We start from the raw sequence: 17378 nt of genomic DNA, 5'->3' as shown, positions 1-17378 counted from the left end.
GGTGGGCCCGTCATGCGTGGGGTTCAGGCCGCCAGGCGGCGCAACACGTATGGAAGGATGCCTCCATGCCGGAAATATTCGTGCTCCTTCGGCGTGTCGATTCGCGAGCGCGCCGCGAACTCGACCGTGGAGCCGTCGGTGCGGGTGGCGCGCACCGTCACCTCCGCTCCGTTCGGTGCGGAGATGTCGTAGGTCTCGCTGCCGTCCAGTTTCAGGCTTGCGGCGTCGGTCCCCTCCGGAAATTCGAGCGGATGCACGCCCATGCCCACCAGGTTGGAGCGATGGATCCGCTCGAAGCTGGTCGCGATCACCGCGCGCACGCCCAGCAGCGCCGTGCCCTTGGCCGCCCAGTCGCGCGAGGAGCCCGAACCGTATTCCTTGCCGGCCAGCACCACCAGCGGCGTTTCCTCCTCGCGGTAGCGCATGGCCGCCTCGTAGATGCTCATCACCTCGCCGTCGGGCTGAAGCCGCGTCCATCCGCCGTCCACGCCGCCCGCCAGGCGATTGCGCAGCCGGATGTTCGCGAAGGTGCCGCGCAGCATGACTTCGTGGTTGCCGCGCCGCGAGCCGTACGAGTTGAATTCGCGCGGCGCCACGCCCTGTTCGCTCAGCCACTGGCCGGCGGGAGAACGCGCCGGGATCGCCCCGGCAGGCGAGATATGGTCGGTCGTGACCGAGTCGCCGAGCAACGCCAGGGCCCTGGCGGCGGTCACGGCCTGCGGTTCTCCGGGCTCGGCCGACATGCCGTCGAAGAAAGGCGGGCGGCGAACATAGGTCGAATCATCGTCCCAGGGATACCGGCTGCTGGCCGTGCTTTCCAGCGCGTTCCAGCGTTCGTCGCCGTCGAACACCCCGGCGTAACCCTCCTCGAACTGCGCCGCGCGCACGTGCTGCGCCACTTCCGCCTGTACTTCGGCGGCGTCCGGCCAGATATCGCGCAAATAGACGGGCTTGCCCTCGGAGTCGATGCCCAGAGGATCGTGCTCGATGTCCACGTCCATGCGCCCCGCCAGCGCCCAGGCCACGACCAGGGGAGGGGACGCCAGGTAGTTGAAATACACCTGCGGATGAATGCGCCCCTCGAAGTTGCGGTTGCCGGACAGAACGCCGCAGCCGCCCAGTCCGGATTCCTCGACATGGCGGGCGATGTCCTCGCGGAGGGGGCCCGAATTGCCGATGCAGGTCGTGCATCCGTATCCGACGATCTCGAATCCGAGCGCCGCCAGGTCGTCCAGAAGTCCGGCGGACTCCAGGTAACGGGTCACTACCCTGGAGCCGGGGGCCAGGCTCGTCTTGACCCAGTCCGGGGCCCTGAGGCCGCGCTTCCGGGCCGCCCTCGCCAGCATGCCGGCGGCCATCATGACCGAGGGATTGGAGGTGTTTGTGCAACTGGTTATGGCCGCGATCAGGACCGCGCCGTCTCCGGGCTTGTCGCCCGAGAATGGAACGGCGGTTCCGCCGCGCTCCTTCAGCGCCGAAGCGAATGCCGGCTTGCTCTGCGTGATCGGAATCCTGTCCTGCGGGCGCCGGGGGCCGGCAATGGACGGAACCACGGAATCCAGGTCGATATCCAGCGTGTCGTCGAACTCCGGATCGGGGCTGTCGCCGTCACGCCAGAGGCCCTGCGCGCGGGCGTAGGCTTCCACCAGCGCCACATGCTGCCGGTCGCGTCCGGTCAATTCAAGATAGCGTATTGTCTCGCCATCAACAGGAAAAATGGCACAAGTGCTTCCGAATTCCGGGGACATATTGGCCAATGTCGCCCGATCCGCCAAAGGAAGGCCATTCAGGCCTTCCCCGAAGAATTCCACGAACCAGCTCACGACACCTTTCTCGCGAAGCGCCTCGGTTACCGTCAGCACCAGGTCCGTGGCCGTGGCGGCGGGGCGCAGGCTGCCGTGCAGGCGCACGCCCAGTACCGGCGGCGGAAGCATGGTGATGGGCTGGCCGAGCAGCGCCGCCTCGGCCTCGATTCCCCCAACGCCCCAGCCCAGTACGCCGAGTCCGTTGACCATGGTCGTGTGCGAGTCCGTGCCCACGAGCGTGTCCGGATAAACCAGCGTTTCGCCGTCCTGTTCGGCCCTGAATACCACCCGCGCCAGCCGTTCCAGGTTGACCTGGTGGACGATGCCGGTGTTGGGCGGGACGACCTTCAATTCGCGGAATGCCTGCTGGCCCCAGTGCAGGAACGAATAGCGTTCGCGATTGCGCTCGAACTCCAGCTCGTTGTTGCGCGCCAGTGCGTCGGGGCTCGCATAGTGATCCACCTGGACCGAGTGGTCCACCACCAGTTCGGCAGGCGCCAGGGGGTTGATCGCCTCCGGATCGCCTCCCAGGGACTGCATGGCGTCGCGCATGGCGGCCAGGTCCACAACCGCCGGCACGCCGGTGAAGTCCTGCAGGATGACGCGGGCGGGACTGAACTCCAGTTCGCCGTCGCCTCTCAGGGCCGCGAGCAGGCCGGCGCCGGCAGCGTCCTTGTCCGCGTTGCGAAGCAGGTTCTCCAGCAAGATCTTGCGGCAGAAGGGGAGCTTCGCCACTTCGTCCGCACCGAGCGCGGTGATGTCGTAATAGCGGTACGAACGGCCGTCGAGCCTGAGACGGCGCATGAACTTGGTACTCATCTTAGATTTTCGTTTTTCCGTCAATGATTTCTGGAAGGCGGTATCGCCAGACAAAGAACAGCATGCCGAGTTGGGCGATGGTGGGTATGGCCACCATGCAAATCAGCACGGCCGTGACGGCGCTGGCGGGCTGATTTTCGGGAGCCAGGTTGGCGTCGAATCCGGAGGCGCCGAGGAACAGGCCCACCAGCAACGGGCCGGCCGAATAGCCCAGCCGCTCGACGAACACATAGACCGAGGTATACAGGCCTTCCCGCCGCAGACCGGTGCGCTCCTGGTCATAGTCGATGGTATCGAGCCACATGGCCTGCGAATACAGGAGGATCGCCGACCCGAAGAAACCGCCGACGATGCCCCGGGCCACCAGGAACACGATCAGCGTTTCGCGGGTCCAGTCCGGGCTCGCGAGCAGCCAGGTCAGACTGGCCAGGGCTTCGCCGGCGGCGCCGATCAGGACGCCGCGCCGCTTGGTCATGAGCTGTCCGCACCATTTCCAGAAGGGAATGCCGGCCAGGATCGTGAAGGTGCTGGCGAGCGCGAGCCAGGGCAGCAGCGTGAAGGGTTGTTTGAGAACCACCGTGAACATGAACACGGAGGTGCCGCCGGTCACGGCCAGCGCGATGAACTGCGTGCACTTGGCGCCGATCAGCAGAACGAAGGGGCGGTTTGCGGCAACGGTGCGCACCTGCTGCCACAGGGAAAGGCTGGGTTGAGCCTCAAGCGGCGCCGCATACGCGCCCCGGGTGCCGAAGAAGGGAATCAGCATGAAAACGATGACCAGGGCCCCGAACATCAGCCCCATGGTCTGATAGGCGTCGGCATCGGTGTCCCCGCCCAGCACCTCTACCAGCGCCGGGGCGCCGGCGGCCCCCAGCATCGCCCCGACCATCATGAAGGCCGAGCGGTAACTCATGAGGCTGAGGCGCTGGATTCGATTCCGGGTCATCTCCACCGGAATCGTCAGGTAGGGCACATTGAAGATCGTGAAGCCCAGCGAATAGAAGACCAGCACGATCATCACGGCGCCCCAGGCGGGCGGCAGGCCCCCGAACAGGGTGTGCATCGAAAACACCGCCGGCAGCGAGGCGCCGCAGATCACGGCGCCCAGCAGAAGGTAGGGCCGCCGCCGGCCCATGGGCGTGTGCGTATGGTCGGTGACCCAGCCCATCAACGGGTCGCTGAACGCGTCGATCAGCCGCGCAAGCGTAATCAGCAGACCCGCCAGCGCCGGGTCCATCTTCAGCACCAGCGTCAGGTAATAGAGCGCCAGCGCCGTGAAAACGTTCAGGTAGCTGATGGTGGCCAGCGAACCCGCGCCCCAGGTCAGCCGCTGGGCGAAGGGGACAGGTGGCGGAGTGGCGGAGGGCGGATTCAAGACGCGGCTAGTTTGGCGAAAGCCAGGGCATAGGGGCCGTATTCTACGGGGCAGGAAAGTCCCCCTACAAAGCAACGGAACCCTGCAAGCTTGATTTCGCCGGGGATATGGGCGTATGTTGCGCCAATGAACTCGGTCAGTCCCTGGAATGAGTTCCGCGTCGGATGGAAGCCGCTCGCGTCCGCCGTCATCGGCAAGGCCTTCAGCTTCGGCACCATTCCGATCTACGTGGTGGGCGTCTTCACGGTTCCGCTGGGCGAGGCCTTCGGCTGGTCGCGGGCCGAAGTGACGTTCAGTTTCACGGTCGCCACCTTCACCTCGGCCAGCCTGTCGCCGCTTGTCGGCTGGCTTTGCGACCGCTTCGGTTCGCGTCCGCTCGTGATTGCGGGCACGGTGGGCTACGGCCTAGGCATGGCGATCATCGCGACCAGCAGCGACTGGCTGTTGCGCTACTACGCCTCGTGGTCGCTGGCGACGATGCTCGGCGTAGGCGCCTCGGCGATCGCGCTGACCCGGTTCGTGGCGGGCTGGTTCGAGCACAAGCGCGGCCTGGCTCTCGGAATCATGCTGATGGGCAGCGGCCTGACCGCTTTCGCGGCGCCCCCGTTCGTGGCCTCCCTTATCGAGAACTTCGACTGGCGGGCAGGCTACCTGGGATTGTCCGCGGCGATCCTGCTGATCGGCGTTCCGGTGGTGGTGGCGGGAATGAAGGACGCTCCGAAAAAGCCGGCGCCCGCCAACAAGGCCGGAGCTGACGACGCCTCCGAGGGAGGACCGCCCGCCCAGCGCCCCAGCGGCTTTCGCCTGGCCTTCGAGAGCCGGGCCTTCTGGCTGATGTCGATCGCATTCTGCGCCGCCACTTTCGGCATTGCCGGACTGATTTCCAGCTTCAATCCGATCCTCCGGGACGTCGGCTACGGGGCCGCACAGGCCGGCGCGCTGACCGGCCTGATCGGTCTGTTCGTGATGGTGGGAAGGCTGGGCGTGGGCTATCTGCTGGACAGGATGTGGGCCCCCGGGCTGACCTTCGTGGCGCTGGCCTGCGGCGCCATCACCTGCGGACTGCTGATTCTGCCGGCGCTTCCGGTGTGGCTTGTGGTTGTCGCCGCCTTCTGCCTGGGCCTGGCGGCCGGCGCCGAGTGGGACGCGCTTTCCTATCTGGCTGCCCGGGAGTTCGGTCTTGAGTCCTATGGCCGGGTATATTCACTGCTGGTCGTAGGCGTGGCGGTCATCACCGCCATCAGTCCCCCGATCTTCGGTTACGCCTTCGATCAGACCGGCAGCTACCGCTCGCTGTTGCTGCTGTCCATGATTCTGCTGGTGCTCGGCCCGGCATTGCTCCTTTTCCTGAAGAAAGGCCGCGGTGCCGTCGCGGGGCACTGACGCAAGCCAGGACCCTGCACGGCGAGGCTCCCGACAACGTATGTCGCCCCGATGAGCCCTGACAGTCCCTGGAGCGAGTTTCGCCGCGGATGGCGGCCGCTGGGTGCGGCCCTGGTCGGCAAGGTGTTCAGTTTCGGCACCGTCCCGGTTTACCTGGTGGGGGTTCTTACCATCCCCCTGGGGGAAGCCTTCGGCTGGTCGCGCGCCGAGGTGGCCCTGAGCTTTACGGTTGCCACGATGACCGCCGCGAGCCTGGCGCCGCTCGTCGGTTGGCTTTGCGATCGCTATGGCGCCCGCCCCCTGGTGATCTGGGGCACGGTGGGCTACGGCCTGGGCATGGCGCTCATCGGCACGAGCAGCGACTGGCTGCCGCGCTTCTACGCCTCCTGGTCGATCGCAACCGTCCTCGGCATGGGCGCGTCCTCGATCGCGCTGACGCGGTACGTGGCCGGATGGTTCGAACGCAAGAGGGGCATGGCCTTCGGCATATTGCTTTCGGGAAGCGGACTGGCGGCACTGTTCCTGCCGCCCTATGTCGCCACGCTCATGGAGTACTTCAACTGGCGCGCCGGCTTTTTCGGAGTTTCGGCGCTCATTCTCGTGGTGGGGGTTCCGATCCTGATCCTGGGTTTGAAGGATGCGCCGCGCGAGCCGGCTGAACGCCCGTCCGATGAAAACCGGGCGCCTGCGGAGCCTGGTCGGCCCAAGCCCAGCACCGGATTCCGGCTCGCGGTCCAGTCCCGTACGTTCTGGATCATGGCAATCGCATTCTGCAGCGCGACATTCGGTCTCTCGGGAATGATTTCCAGTTTTGCCCCCATCCTCGAGGACGCCGGTTATGCGAGGCCGCAGGCAGCGGCGCTGTTCGGCCTGATCGGTCTGTTCATCATGGTGGGTAGAGTGGGCGGCGGATATCTGATCGATTACGTGTGGGCGCCGGGCCTGGCTTTTGTGGCGCTGGCCGTAGGGGCGGCTGCCTGCGGATTGCTGGCCCTGCCGGAACTTCCCGTGTGGACGGTGGTGTGCGCTGCGGCTTGCGTGGGCTTGTCCGCGGGCGCGAAATTCGCAGCCTTGCCGTACATGATTGCGCGCGAATTCGACCTTGCATCCTACGGACGCGTGTACGCGCTGATCATGATCTGTCAGGCATTCATAACCGCGACCAGCCCCGTGATATTCGGGCTCACCTTCGACCGTCAGGGATCGTATATTCTGGTGCTGTTGCCGGCGATGGCGCTGCTTGTGCTCGGACCGGCGCTGCTCTTGCTGCTGGGGCGCGGCAGGGCCGAGTCCCGGGGACACTGATTCGCGCCAGGAAGGCGTTGCACCTCAAGGGTTTCCCCGCGCAATCGTATAATCGGCGCAAGGATGAAGAACCACCGACGCATATTGCTTTCCCTGGCCGGCGCCCTGCTGGTTGTACAGCCGGCCCTGGCCTGTCATTGTCTGGATGACTTGCTCGGGCATGCGCGTCAGACGATCGCCGACGACCCTTCCTGTTCCGAATCCTCCGGGATCCGGCATGGCGATATGCAGCACGGGGAATCCCCGGAGTGCGCCGATTGCGGCGACTACGAGCCGGCCCCCGCAATTTCGGCCGCCAAGGCCATTGCAAACAATCATCCGCCGGAGTTCAATCCGGCGCCTGCGATTGCGGGCCACCCGCCCGTTTTCGTCCGCCCGCAAACGGTTCGGAATATCGGACCGCCTCGGGCGACCCCACGGGCCGCGTTAACGCCCGTCCTGCTCAAACAGCGACTTCTGACCTAGCCGTCGAGCGCAATGCTCGCACCGGGCCGGCGCCCGGTGCGCTTCCGTACCCGCTCATTTCCCTGAAGGGGAGATCAAGATGGCTGAAAAAAGTCAAAACCTGTTTTCGTTGCTTGCGTTTACGCTCGGCATCGCGCTGGGCGCCCCGGCCGTGTTCGCGCAGGGTTTTCCCGAGCTTGAAGCGCGCCTGAGAGAGCACCCGGCACTGGAGGCCCTGCGCCTGGAGTCCGAGGCCTGGCGTGCGGACGCGGTTGCCGCGACGGCCTGGCCCGATCCCGTGGTGTCGGTGGGAATCAACAACTTTCCGCTGGCCGATCCCTCGTTTCGCACCTACCTGCCCACCAACAAGGCGCTGGGCGTAAGCCAGCAGATTCCGAATCGCGACGCGCGGGCCGCCCGCTCGGCGCAGGCGAGGCGAAGCGCCGCCCGATACGAAGCCCTGGAGGCCATGCAGTTCGCGCGCATGCGCTCGGAGTTGCTCGTTGCCCTGTTCGGCGGACGACGCATCGCGGAAGAGCTTGCGCTGCTGCAACGCCAGGATTCGCTGTACACCGAACTGGAGCAGATCGTGGAAGGCGAGAACGCGGCGGGCCGCCCTGTGCTGTTCCGGCTGGCGGAGATCGACCTGCAGCGGGCGGAAATCGCTCGTGCGCTGGCCGACCTTCAGGCGGAGGAAGCCGATGTTGACGCGCGTCTTGCGGACCTGGTAGGCGGGGCCGCCGCAGTCTCCCTGCCGCCGATTGAACCCATGGCCTGGTCGGGGGATCCGGAGGCCTTGCACCCCGTGCGGGTGGCGGCCGCGGAGGTGGCCGTGGCCGAGGCCGGCGTGGAGAAGGCACAGGCCGCCTGGAAGCCCGAGTGGGGGCTGTCCGTGACCTGGCAGCAACGCGATGCCGGCGGGACGGACGTGCGCTTCCCCGGCGATGACTGGGTGTCGGCGGCCGTGACCTTCAGCGTTCCGCTTTGGGGCAACCGTTCGCAGGCGCCGGCCCTGCGCGGCGCCAGGGCGCAGCGGGAAAGCGCCGTAAGCCGCCGAACGGCCGCCGCGAGGGGCGCAGCGGCGCGGTATTCGGCCCTGGATGCGGCACGCCGGGCTGCCGAGGCCGCAACGGATGCGCTGAACGCGAAGATCTCGGCCATTCGCGAACAGGTGGCCGCGCAGCGCACGAAGTACGAATCGGGAATAGGGGACTATTCGCCGATCATCGAGGGCGAGCTGGCCGAACTGATCCTGCTGGCCCGGATTGCCCGCGAGCGGGAACGGCGGGACAGCGCCGTGGCCCGACTCAATTCCTTGTTGGTGACATCATGAAGAATTACGCACATTTCCGAAATTGGTCTCTCGCCGGCTTGCTGTCGATGCTGATCGCGGTCGCCGGCTGTGGCGGAAACGGTCCCGGCGCGGAAACCGGGCAGCTTGTGTCTCCAACGCCGGCCGAAACGGAGCAGTTTGTGTTTCCGCCGCCGGCCGAAACGGAGCAGCTGTTCGCCTGCCCAATGCATCCGCATGTCGTTTCCACCGATCCAGATCACGTCTGTCCTATCTGCGGCATGGACGTGGTTGCGGTCTCGATCCGGCCGCTATCCGGATCGGCTCCCGAAGCGATGGTGCAGGTGTCCCCGGAGATGATCCAGACCATGGGCGTGCGCACGGCCCCGGTGGAGACCGCGTACTTCGATCAGTCGGTGCGGGCCTTCGGCAATGTGGTGAGCAACGAACGGCTGGAGTCGGTTTCGGTCGCCCGGCTGGAAGGCTGGATCGAAGACCTCGCGGTGCGCGCCGAGGGTGACGAGGTCGCGCGCGGCGCGCTCCTGTACCGCGTTTACAGTCCCGCCCTGATCGCCGCGCAGAAGGACTTTCTCGCGGCGCTTGAAGCAGGCCGCGGAACGCGCATCGACTCCGGCCGCCAGCGGCTGATTTCCGACGGCATGCAGGCCGCGGCAATCGATCAACTGGTCGAGAACCGCAAGGTGATCGAGCGCCTGCCCGTATACGCCGAAGCCGCCGGTACGGTGGCAGGGCTTGCGGTGCGGGAAGGCGACTACGTAAAGCCGGGGACTCCGATCATGCGGCTGCAGTCGTACGCCAGAGTCTGGGTCATCGCCTCCATTCCGGAAGCCGACCTGGCACTGGTAACGGCCGGCCAGACCGTCTCGCTTGATTTTCCCAGCGCGCCGGAAGCGGCGGAGCAGGGCAGCGTGGACTACATCTATCCCACGATCGACCCGAAGACGCGAACCGCCGACGTTCGCATCGAGGTGGACAATGTTTCCGGAGCGCTGCGCCCCGGAGCCTACGCGGACATTCAATTCAGCCTGGGCGCCGGGGAAGCGCGCCTCTCCGTGCCGACCGAGGCTCTGCTCAGGGACAGCCGGGGAGAACACGTGATTGTCGCGCTGGGCGGCGGCCGTTTCGCCGGCCGGACCGTGGAAACCGGCGCTGCGGGAGGCGGCCGGACCGAGATCCTCGCGGGACTGGGCGCAGGCGAGAGGGTCGTCGTGAGCGGGCAGTTCATGCTCGATTCCGAGGCGAACCTGCGCGAGGGCCTGGCGAAGCTCGAGCCACAGGAGGACGGCCCCGGCGGCGGGCACCGCCACTAGCGCATGGCTGGTCCACCCGTCAACGAACTGGCCGGCCGCGACCCGACGGACTCGGCAATCGCGCGGCTGATCGCCTGGTCGGCCGACAATCCGGTCATCGTCCTGACGCTGGCCGCCGGACTTGCGCTGGCGGGCTGGCTTTCCCTGGAGAGGACGCCGCTGGACGCCATTCCGGACCTTACCGACACGCAGGTGATCATCCGCACGGAGTTCCCGGGCCAGTCGCCGCAGATCGTGGAAGACCTGGTGACCTACCCGCTGTCGGCGAACATGCTGGGCCTGCCCAGGACCAAGGACGTGCGTGGCTCTTCCATGTTCGGCACCAGCTTCGTCTACGTGATCTTTGAAGACGACGTGGACCTCTACTGGGGGCGCTCGCGGGTCGTCGAGGCGCTGTCGCGCCTGAGCACCGAACTGCCGCCCGGCGCCCGGCCGCAGATCGGACCGGACGCCACCGGCGTGGGCTGGATTTATCAGTACGCGCTCGTGGACGAGACCGGACGCACGGATCTGGCCCAGTTGCGCTCGCTGCAGGACTGGTTCCTCAAGTTCGAGCTGGCGGGCGTCGACGGGGTGGCGGAAGTGGCGTCCGTGGGCGGATTCGTGCGCGAGTACCAGGTGCTGATCGATCCCAACAAGCTGCGCGCCTACGACGTGTCGATCCGGCGCATTTCCGAGGCCGTACGGGCGGCGTCCAGCGAAGTCGGCGGACGGGTGCTGGAGCAGGGCGAAAGCGAGTTCGTGATCCGTTCCTCCGGCTACGTGGAGGACCGCCTGGATCTGGAAAAGGTCGTGGTGTACGCGGAGGATGGCACGCCGGTCACGCTGGCCGACGTTTCTCGTATCGTGGAAGGTCCCGCCCTGCGCCGCGGCATCGTGGAGCTTGACGGAGCCGGCGAGACGGTTGCCGGCATCGTGGTCATGCGCGACGGCGAGAACGCCTTGCAGGTCATCGAGCGGGTCAAGGCCAAACTCGCTGAACTCGAGCGCGGTCTGCCCGAGGGCGTTCGCATCGTCACCACCTATGACCGCTCGCCCCTGATCGAGGGCGCGGTTTCCTACCTAATGCGCAAGCTGATAGAGGAGGGCATCGCCGTCGCGCTGGTTATCGTCATCTTCCTGTTGCACATCCGTTCGGCGTTCGTGGCGCTGATCACGCTACCGCTTGGCGTGCTGGGTGCGTTCGTGATCATGTCCGCCCAGGGCGTCACGGCCAACATCATGTCGCTGGGAGGCATTGCGATCGCCATCGGGACTATGGTCGACGCCTCCATCGTCATGGTGGAGAACGCCAACCGCAGGATTGCGGAGATCGGCCCCGCTTCGGGACGCGGCGCCCGGCAGCGCGCCGTGATCCGGGCGGCGCAGGAAGTGGGCCCGGGGATTTTCTTTTCCCTGCTCATCATCACCGTTTCCTTTCTTCCCGTGTTTGCCCTGACCGGCGAGAGTTACCGCCTGTTCGCGCCGCTGGTCTTTACCAAGACGTATGCGATGGCGTTCGCCGCACTGCTGTCGGTCACGCTGGTGCCGGTGCTTATCTTTCTCCTGCTGCGAGGGCAAATACGGGTCCGCAATCCCGTCAGCGAGTTCGCGGCCCGACTCTACGCTCCCTGCCTGCGCCTGGCCCTGCGCTTCAAGTGGATCACCGCGGCGGTCGCGGCCGTCCTGATCGCCAGTTCCGTCGTGCCCTTGTCACGGCTGGGATCGGAGTTCATGCCGCCCCTGTACGAGGGTGAACTGCTCTATATGCCCACGACGCTGCCGGGCGTGTCCTCGACGAAGATTCGCGAAGTGCTCGGTCAGACTAACCGCGTGATCGCCGCGGTGCCCGAGGTAGAAAGCGTGTTCGGCAAGGCCGGCCGCGCGGACACCGCGACCGACCCGGCGCCGCTGACGATGATCGAGTCCTGGATCCGCCTCAAGCCTCAGTCCGAATGGCGCGAAGGCATGACCCCCGAGCGGCTTGTCGAGGACCTGAACGGCCGCCTGCAGATGCCGGGCCTGGTCAACTCCTGGGGTTACCCGATCAATATCCGCATGGATATGGTCTCGACCGGCGTGCGCACGCCGGTGGGCGTGAAGATCACCGGAGACGACCTGGGCGAACTCGAGCGTCTGGCCCGCGAAGTGGAATCGGTCGTCGGAATGGTGTCGGGGACGCGCACCGCGCTTGCCGACCGTGTCCTGGGGGGCAACTACCTGGAGATCCTGCCGGACCGCTCCGAGCTCGCGCGGCGCAATATCGACATGGGCGTATTCCAGTCGGTCATCCAGACCGCGCTGGGGGGCATGAAGCTGGCCGAGAGCGTGGAAGGGCGCGAGCGTTACGACATCATGCTGCGCTACGACCGGCCGTTTCGCGAGACCAGCGCCGATCTCGAGAACATCCTGGTCCCGACGCCCACCGGGGCGCACATCCCGCTTGCCGAACTGGCGCGCGTGACCTTCACAGAAGGGCCTCCGATGATCCGCTCGGAGAACGCGCGCCTTACCGGCTGGGTGTTCGTGGACATCGAGGGGCGCGATCTGGGTGGCTACGTGTCCGAGGCACGGAGCCTTGTGGACCGCAGCGTGACCTTGCCCCCCGGCTACGCCATCGAGTGGTCGGGCCAGTACGAGCAGATCCAGGCGGCGGGCGAACGGCTCAATATCGCCATACCTTCGGCTGTCGGGCTGATCTTCCTGCTGCTCATGCTGCACTTCGGCCGGCTTGACCGCACCGCCATGATCATGCTTTCGCTGCCGTTCGGCCTGATCGGGGGGCTCTGGGCGGTATGGTTGGCCGGCTACAACCTTTCCGTGGCCGTGGCGGTGGGCTTCATTGCGCTTGGCGGAGTCGCGGCCGAGACCGCGGTGGTCATGGTGATGTACATCGACAACCACGTGCGCGAGGACAGGCCCGCCAATCGGGAGGAACTCGCGCTGTCGATCAGTGTCGGATCCGCCTTGCGTCTTCGTCCGATCCTCATGACCGTGATCACTGTGCTGGCCGGCCTGGCGCCGATCTTCCTGACCGGCGGACTCGGTGCGGACGTGATGCGCCGCATCGCGTTGCCGATGCTGGGCGGGATGATCTCGACGACGGCGCTTACGCTGTTGGTGATCCCGGCGGTGTATTTCGCCTGGGTCGGGCGGCGGCTACCGCCCGCCGCGCTCGACGAGTGACTGCCAGGTGAACTCCTCGGTCCAGGGCGCGCCGGCCACGCGCCGCACCAACCGGTCGCGCTCGTCCTGCAGAGCCTCGCCGAAGTCCGGAGACGGCGCATAGTCGTCTATCGCCCTGGCGTCCAGCAGGCCTTTCTCCTCAAGGATTTTCTCGAGGACCATCACTCTGTCGCGCAGAATCCAGAGCTCCGACAGGAGCTCCGTGTTCATGCGCAGCAGGCGATCCAGGCTCTCGTCGCCGGTAAGCGGCCGTGTCGGCGGTTTAGTCACCGCTCAAGGCTTGGTTGCTACGTTGACCCAGGGATAGCCCCTTGAATCCAGCGCGCGCGCTTCGAGCACCTTGAAGCCGACTTCTTCGAGCACTGTTGCCCAGTCCATCGAGCAGGCGGCGCTGAAGAAGGGTTCCCCGCGGTATTCGCTTTCCCAGTCCAGGATCGCGGCCTGGAACGCGTCCACGCGGCAGAACGGCGGCGGGTCGTTGATCACGATGTCGCCGCCGGGCTTGAGGATCCGGTACGCCTCGCGGATGGTGTCGATGCTCACCTTCACGGGCATTTCATGCAGCAGCGCGTACATCAGCACGGCGTCGTAGGACTCGTCCGGCTCGCCCGTGTCGCGCGCGTCGCGCTGCTTCAGGTGGATCGGTATGCCCATGTTGCGCGCGGCCTTGTGTCCGCCCTTGAGCAGCGCCGTGGAGATGTCGCTCCCGGTCAGCTCGGCCTCGGGATAGACCTTGCTGCAGGCCGCCAGCGCTCCCAGTCCTCCGCATCCGGGCTCGTAGATGCGGTCGTAGTGGTCTTTCGGCAGCAGGCTCACGACGTCCACGCGCTGCCGCCGTATGTCCTGGTCCACTTCCACCGCCGCATAGCCGCCGCGGGAGAACACGTATGGAGCCACGCCGGCCATGAACATCGGGGTAGCCAGGTCGTAGCCGTCCCAGCCTCCGGGTTCCAGGTGCCACTCCACGCCTTCGTAGTACTTCGGAATCGGAACGCTGTCGTCGAGTTCCAGCGAGCCGCCCTGGAATTCGGGCTCGTGGCTCAGGACCCTGAGGCAGTCCTCGCGCTTTTCCTCCACGGCCGGAATCGCGCGCACGAAATTCTCTTCGGCCACGTAGCGCTGGTAGAGCCTCTCGTGCTGGTAGGCCGGACAGTCCAGCGCCGCCTTGCGGGCTTCCCGCGCGCGTTTCAACTGGGCGCGCGGCTCCGGCGCGACCTCGGCCTCAAGGAGCTCCCGTCCTTTCTCGCTGGCGGCGAACTGCTCCCGCGCGAGGTCGCGAATGTGGCTGGAGGAAAAGTGCTGCAGCGACCCCAGGAACTGAAGTCCGGCGCGGTGTCTCTGGCTGATCGGGATCATGTGAGTGCCCTCGGTTAGCGGTTCGATAAGTTTAGCGCGGAATTTCCGAAGAGGGACACGGGCTGGCGCGGCCCGCCTATACTCTCCCCGAAACAGGACAGGGAGCACACCCATGCGCAGATTTCTTGTATTGCTTGCCGGCGCTCTGATAGTCGCCGGCGCCCAGGCGGACAGCCACGAACCCGAGCCGGGCTACGCTACCTTCATACGCACGGCGGTGCTTGCCCGCCTTGCCGACCTCGAGCCGTCCATCACGTTCTGGAGGGACGTAATGGGCTTCGAATACGCCGGCGATCCGGAACCGCGCACGGGTTTTGCCCATCCGCTGGGTTGGAACGAAGATTCGACCACTTACTTCACCATCTTCACGTCCAAAGACGGGGCCATGATTGGCCTGTTGATGGTGGAGGACACCCCGGATTTTCCCGAGCTTGATCTTCCCGATTCAGGGACGGCCCATGGCGGCGTAGTGCTGGTGCACATGGGCAAGAATATTCGCGACGTTTACGACCGCGCCGTCGAGCATGGCGTCGACATCGTCAAGCCCTACGGACCGTCCCGCACGGGCCGCTCGATGACTATCCTGCTGCGCGCTCCCACGGGCCACATGGTCGAGATCTACGAAATGATCGAGCAGGAGCAGTAGCGCCCATTCCAGTATAGTGGCCGCCGGGAAGGAGGGCGCAGCACTTTGCGAGAGGACGTCAACCTGCAGTGGCGCATTGCGGCGCGGCCGGAAGGCAACGTGCGCCCGAGCGACTTTGAGTTGGCCGAACGGGCAATTCCCGATCCCGGGCCAGGCGAAATGCTGGTGAAGACGCGCTACCTGGGCCTGGCGCCGGTGATGCGCATGTACATGCAGGGCCTTAATCCCTCGGGAGAGACGCCGCTGGACATAGGCGACGTGATCCACGGGCGCGGAGTGGGCGAAGTGGCGGAGTCCAACCACCCGGACTACCAGCCCGGGGACATCGTTCAGGGACAGCTCGGCTGGCAGACGTGGAAGGTCACGGCCGCCACGACCCGCGAGCGGTTCTTCAAGTGCAGGGACTACGGCCTGCCGTTTTCGCTGGGCGCCGGCGTGCTCGGGATGACCGGGGTCAGCGCCTACTGGGGACTGCTGGACTGCGGGCGTCCCAGGGCCGGCGACCTGGCGGTCGTTTCCGGAGCGGCTGGCGGGGTTGGTTCGATCGTGGTGCAGATGCTGAAGATCCATGGCTGCCGCGTGATCGGCATTGCCGGGGGGCCGGAGAAATGCCGCTTCATCCGGGAACTGGGCTGCGAGAAGGCCATCGACTACAAGAACGAGGACGCCTGCGCGCGCGTCGCCGAGCTCTGCCCGGACGGGATGGATCTCTACTTCGACAACGTGGGCGGCGATTTGCTCGCCGCCTGCCTGGACAATCTCGCACTCGGCGCGCGCATCGTGCTGTGCGGGTCTATTTCCGAATATCTGAGAGAGGAAAGCTTCGCGCTGTCCAACTACCTGAACCTGCGCCGCGTGAACGGCAGCATGAGCGGATTCTTCGTCTACAACTACCAGGACCGCTTCCAGGACGCCTTCGACGGACTGGCGGCGTGGATCAAGGCGGGTAAGCTCAAACCCGTCCAGGATGTGGTGGAGGGTTTCGAGAACATGCCCGATGCCTTGGCGAGGCTGTACGATGGGCGCAACGTAGGCGTGCAATGCTGCAGCGTGCGGGGAGAACCGGAGAAGCATCACTGATGAACAACCTGAACAAGCCGCCTTATCCCAGCCCGAAGCGATCCTGGTACATGGTGGCGCTGCTTACGCTGGCCTACTTCATTTCCTACATCGACCGCACCGTGATCGGCCTGCTGGTGGGGCCGATCCAGGCGGACCTGGGTGTGACCGACAGTCAGATGGGCCTCCTGCTGGGCCTGGCCTTCGGCATCTTCTACGCCACCATGGGCCTGCCGCTGGGTTGGCTGGCGGACCGCACACGCCGTGTGAGTATCGTCAGTTGCGCGATCGCTCTGTGGTCGGCGGCGACCGCTCTATGCGGGCTGGCGAGTAACTATCTGCATTTGTTTTTACTGCGCATGAGCGTCGGGGTGGGCGAGGCCGCGCTGAGTCCCTGCACCATGTCGATGGTCGCCGACAGCTTTCCCAAGGAAAAGCGCGGCAAGGCGATCGCGGTCTATTCCATGGCGCTTTCGCTGGGCACCGCTACCGCGTATTACGCGATCGGCGCGTTACTGGCGGCATTACGCGGGGTAGAGGTCCTGGATTGGCCGCTGGTGGGCGCCATCAGGCCCTGGCAGGCGGTGTTCATTATCGTGGGGGTTCCCGGGCTGCTGCTGGCCTTGGCCATGCTGACCGTGAGGGAGCCCGTGCGACGGGACCTCAAGCAGGGAACCTCCAGCGCGCCCTGGCTCATGTTCCGTTACCTGTTCTCGAACTGGAAGACGTACCTGACATTTGTGTTGCCGTTTTGCCTGATGACTACGGTGGCCTACACGCATTTCTGGATGCCCGAGATGTTCGTGCGCACCTGGGGAATGGAAGCGCCCGAATTCGCCAAGACCAAGGCGATCGTGACACTGGTTTGCGCACCCGCCACCGTTTTCTCGGCCGGCGCCCTGTCGGACTACCTGGTGCGGCGGGGGCAGGACAACGCCCCCTTGGCGATCGCCGTCGCAGGGACGTTCCTGTTCGTGCCCACGGGCTTTCTGATCGGCCTGATGCCCGGAACGACATCCGCCTTTATCGTCCTGGGCATGAGCCTGGTGGGCATCGCCACCACAACGGCAACCGGGTTGACGGCGTTGTTGATGATCACGCCGCCCCAGTTCCGGGGACAGATCAGCGCGGTCTATTACATGGCGATCAGCATTACCGGCCTGACGCTGGGGCCATCCACCGTCGGCTGGCTCTCGGACTGGTTCAACGGGGGCACCGGGATCGCAGGCTTCGATGCGTTCCTGGAGTCCGTCCTCCCCGGAGCGACCGGCGCCAAGGGACTGGCGCTGGCGTTTGCGGCTGTTCCGCTGATCTACGGTTCGATCGTGCTGGCGCTGGCCCCCGTTACCCTGCGCTGCTTCCGTCGCGAACTCGCCCGCATCCGGGAGAACTAGCGGAT

The 17378-nt window shown here is 65.9% G+C and carries 13 protein-coding genes; 9 read left to right on the top strand and 4 right to left on the bottom strand.

The annotated features are described in order from the left end of the window. Positions 1 to 23: 23 nt before the first annotated feature. Entirely contained in the window at positions 24 to 2624 is a 2601-nt protein-coding gene (acnA, locus tag F4036_02600; protein ID MYK36629.1) for an aconitate hydratase AcnA, read from the bottom strand. A 1-nt stretch (position 2625) separates the two neighbouring features. Next, positions 2626 to 4149 carry an MFS transporter gene (locus F4036_02595; GenBank protein ID MYK36628.1) on the bottom strand — a complete coding sequence of 508 codons (1524 nt, stop codon included), beginning with the start codon at positions 4147 to 4149 and terminating at the stop codon, positions 2626 to 2628. Between F4036_02595 and F4036_02590 the strand changes: the two genes are divergently transcribed. From F4036_02590 to F4036_02565, 6 genes are all read left to right on the top strand, one after another. Next, a complete protein-coding gene (locus F4036_02590; protein ID MYK36627.1) occupies positions 4126 to 5382 on the top strand; it encodes an MFS transporter in 1257 nt (418 codons plus the stop codon). The genes F4036_02595 and F4036_02590 overlap by 24 nt on opposite strands. Positions 5383 to 5433: 51 nt before the next feature. Continuing rightward, positions 5434 to 6687 (top strand): MFS transporter, encoded by a 1254-nt coding sequence (locus tag F4036_02585; GenBank protein ID MYK36626.1) that lies wholly within the window; start codon positions 5434 to 5436, stop codon positions 6685 to 6687. 63 nt (positions 6688 to 6750) lie between these two features. Further along, on the top strand, positions 6751 to 7152 hold the full coding sequence (locus tag F4036_02580; GenBank protein ID MYK36625.1) for a hypothetical protein: 402 nt from the start codon (positions 6751 to 6753) through the stop codon (positions 7150 to 7152). Between the two features lie 79 nt (positions 7153 to 7231). Next, a complete protein-coding gene (locus tag F4036_02575; protein MYK36624.1) occupies positions 7232 to 8464 on the top strand; it encodes a transporter in 1233 nt (410 codons plus the stop codon). Positions 8465 to 8649: 185 nt separating this feature from the next. Further along, positions 8650 to 9753 (top strand): efflux RND transporter periplasmic adaptor subunit, encoded by a 1104-nt coding sequence (locus F4036_02570; protein ID MYK36623.1) that lies wholly within the window; start codon positions 8650 to 8652, stop codon positions 9751 to 9753. A gap of 3 nt (positions 9754 to 9756) precedes the next feature. After that, on the top strand, positions 9757 to 12918 hold the full coding sequence (locus tag F4036_02565) for an efflux RND transporter permease subunit (protein ID MYK36622.1): 3162 nt from the start codon (positions 9757 to 9759) through the stop codon (positions 12916 to 12918). Here the strand turns inward: F4036_02565 and F4036_02560 are convergent. Then, the gene (locus F4036_02560; GenBank protein MYK36621.1) at positions 12892 to 13188 is read right to left on the bottom strand and encodes a hypothetical protein; all 297 of its coding nucleotides are present in this window, start codon (positions 13186 to 13188) and stop codon (positions 12892 to 12894) included. The two genes, F4036_02565 and F4036_02560, sit on opposite strands and share 27 nt — an antisense overlap. A 3-nt stretch (positions 13189 to 13191) precedes the next feature. After that, positions 13192 to 14274, bottom strand: a complete 1083-nt coding sequence (locus F4036_02555; GenBank protein MYK36620.1) for a class I SAM-dependent methyltransferase — start codon at positions 14272 to 14274, stop codon at positions 13192 to 13194. Positions 14275 to 14386: 112 nt separating this feature from the next. On the opposite strand from F4036_02555, the gene F4036_02550 reads away from it, so the two are divergent. The 3 genes from F4036_02550 to F4036_02540 are packed head-to-tail and all read left to right on the top strand — an operon-like array spanning position 14387 to position 17373. Beyond that, positions 14387 to 14920 (top strand): VOC family protein, encoded by a 534-nt coding sequence (locus F4036_02550; protein ID MYK36619.1) that lies wholly within the window; start codon positions 14387 to 14389, stop codon positions 14918 to 14920. 45 nt (positions 14921 to 14965) lie between these two features. Beyond that, complete coding sequence (locus F4036_02545) at positions 14966 to 16000, top strand: NADP-dependent oxidoreductase (protein MYK36618.1); 1035 nt, start codon at positions 14966 to 14968, stop codon at positions 15998 to 16000. After that, a complete protein-coding gene (locus tag F4036_02540; protein MYK36617.1) occupies positions 15961 to 17373 on the top strand; it encodes an MFS transporter in 1413 nt (470 codons plus the stop codon). Before F4036_02545 ends, F4036_02540 begins: the two co-directional genes overlap by 40 nt. Positions 17374 to 17378 lie beyond the last annotated feature (5 nt).

It is taken from the genome of Gammaproteobacteria bacterium (assembly GCA_009845905.1).
Taxonomy (GTDB): Bacteria; Pseudomonadota; Gammaproteobacteria; order Steroidobacterales; family Foliamicaceae; genus Foliamicus.
The sequence above is the reverse complement of the archived record's forward strand: the minus strand, read 5'-3'. Positions and strand labels throughout refer to the sequence as shown.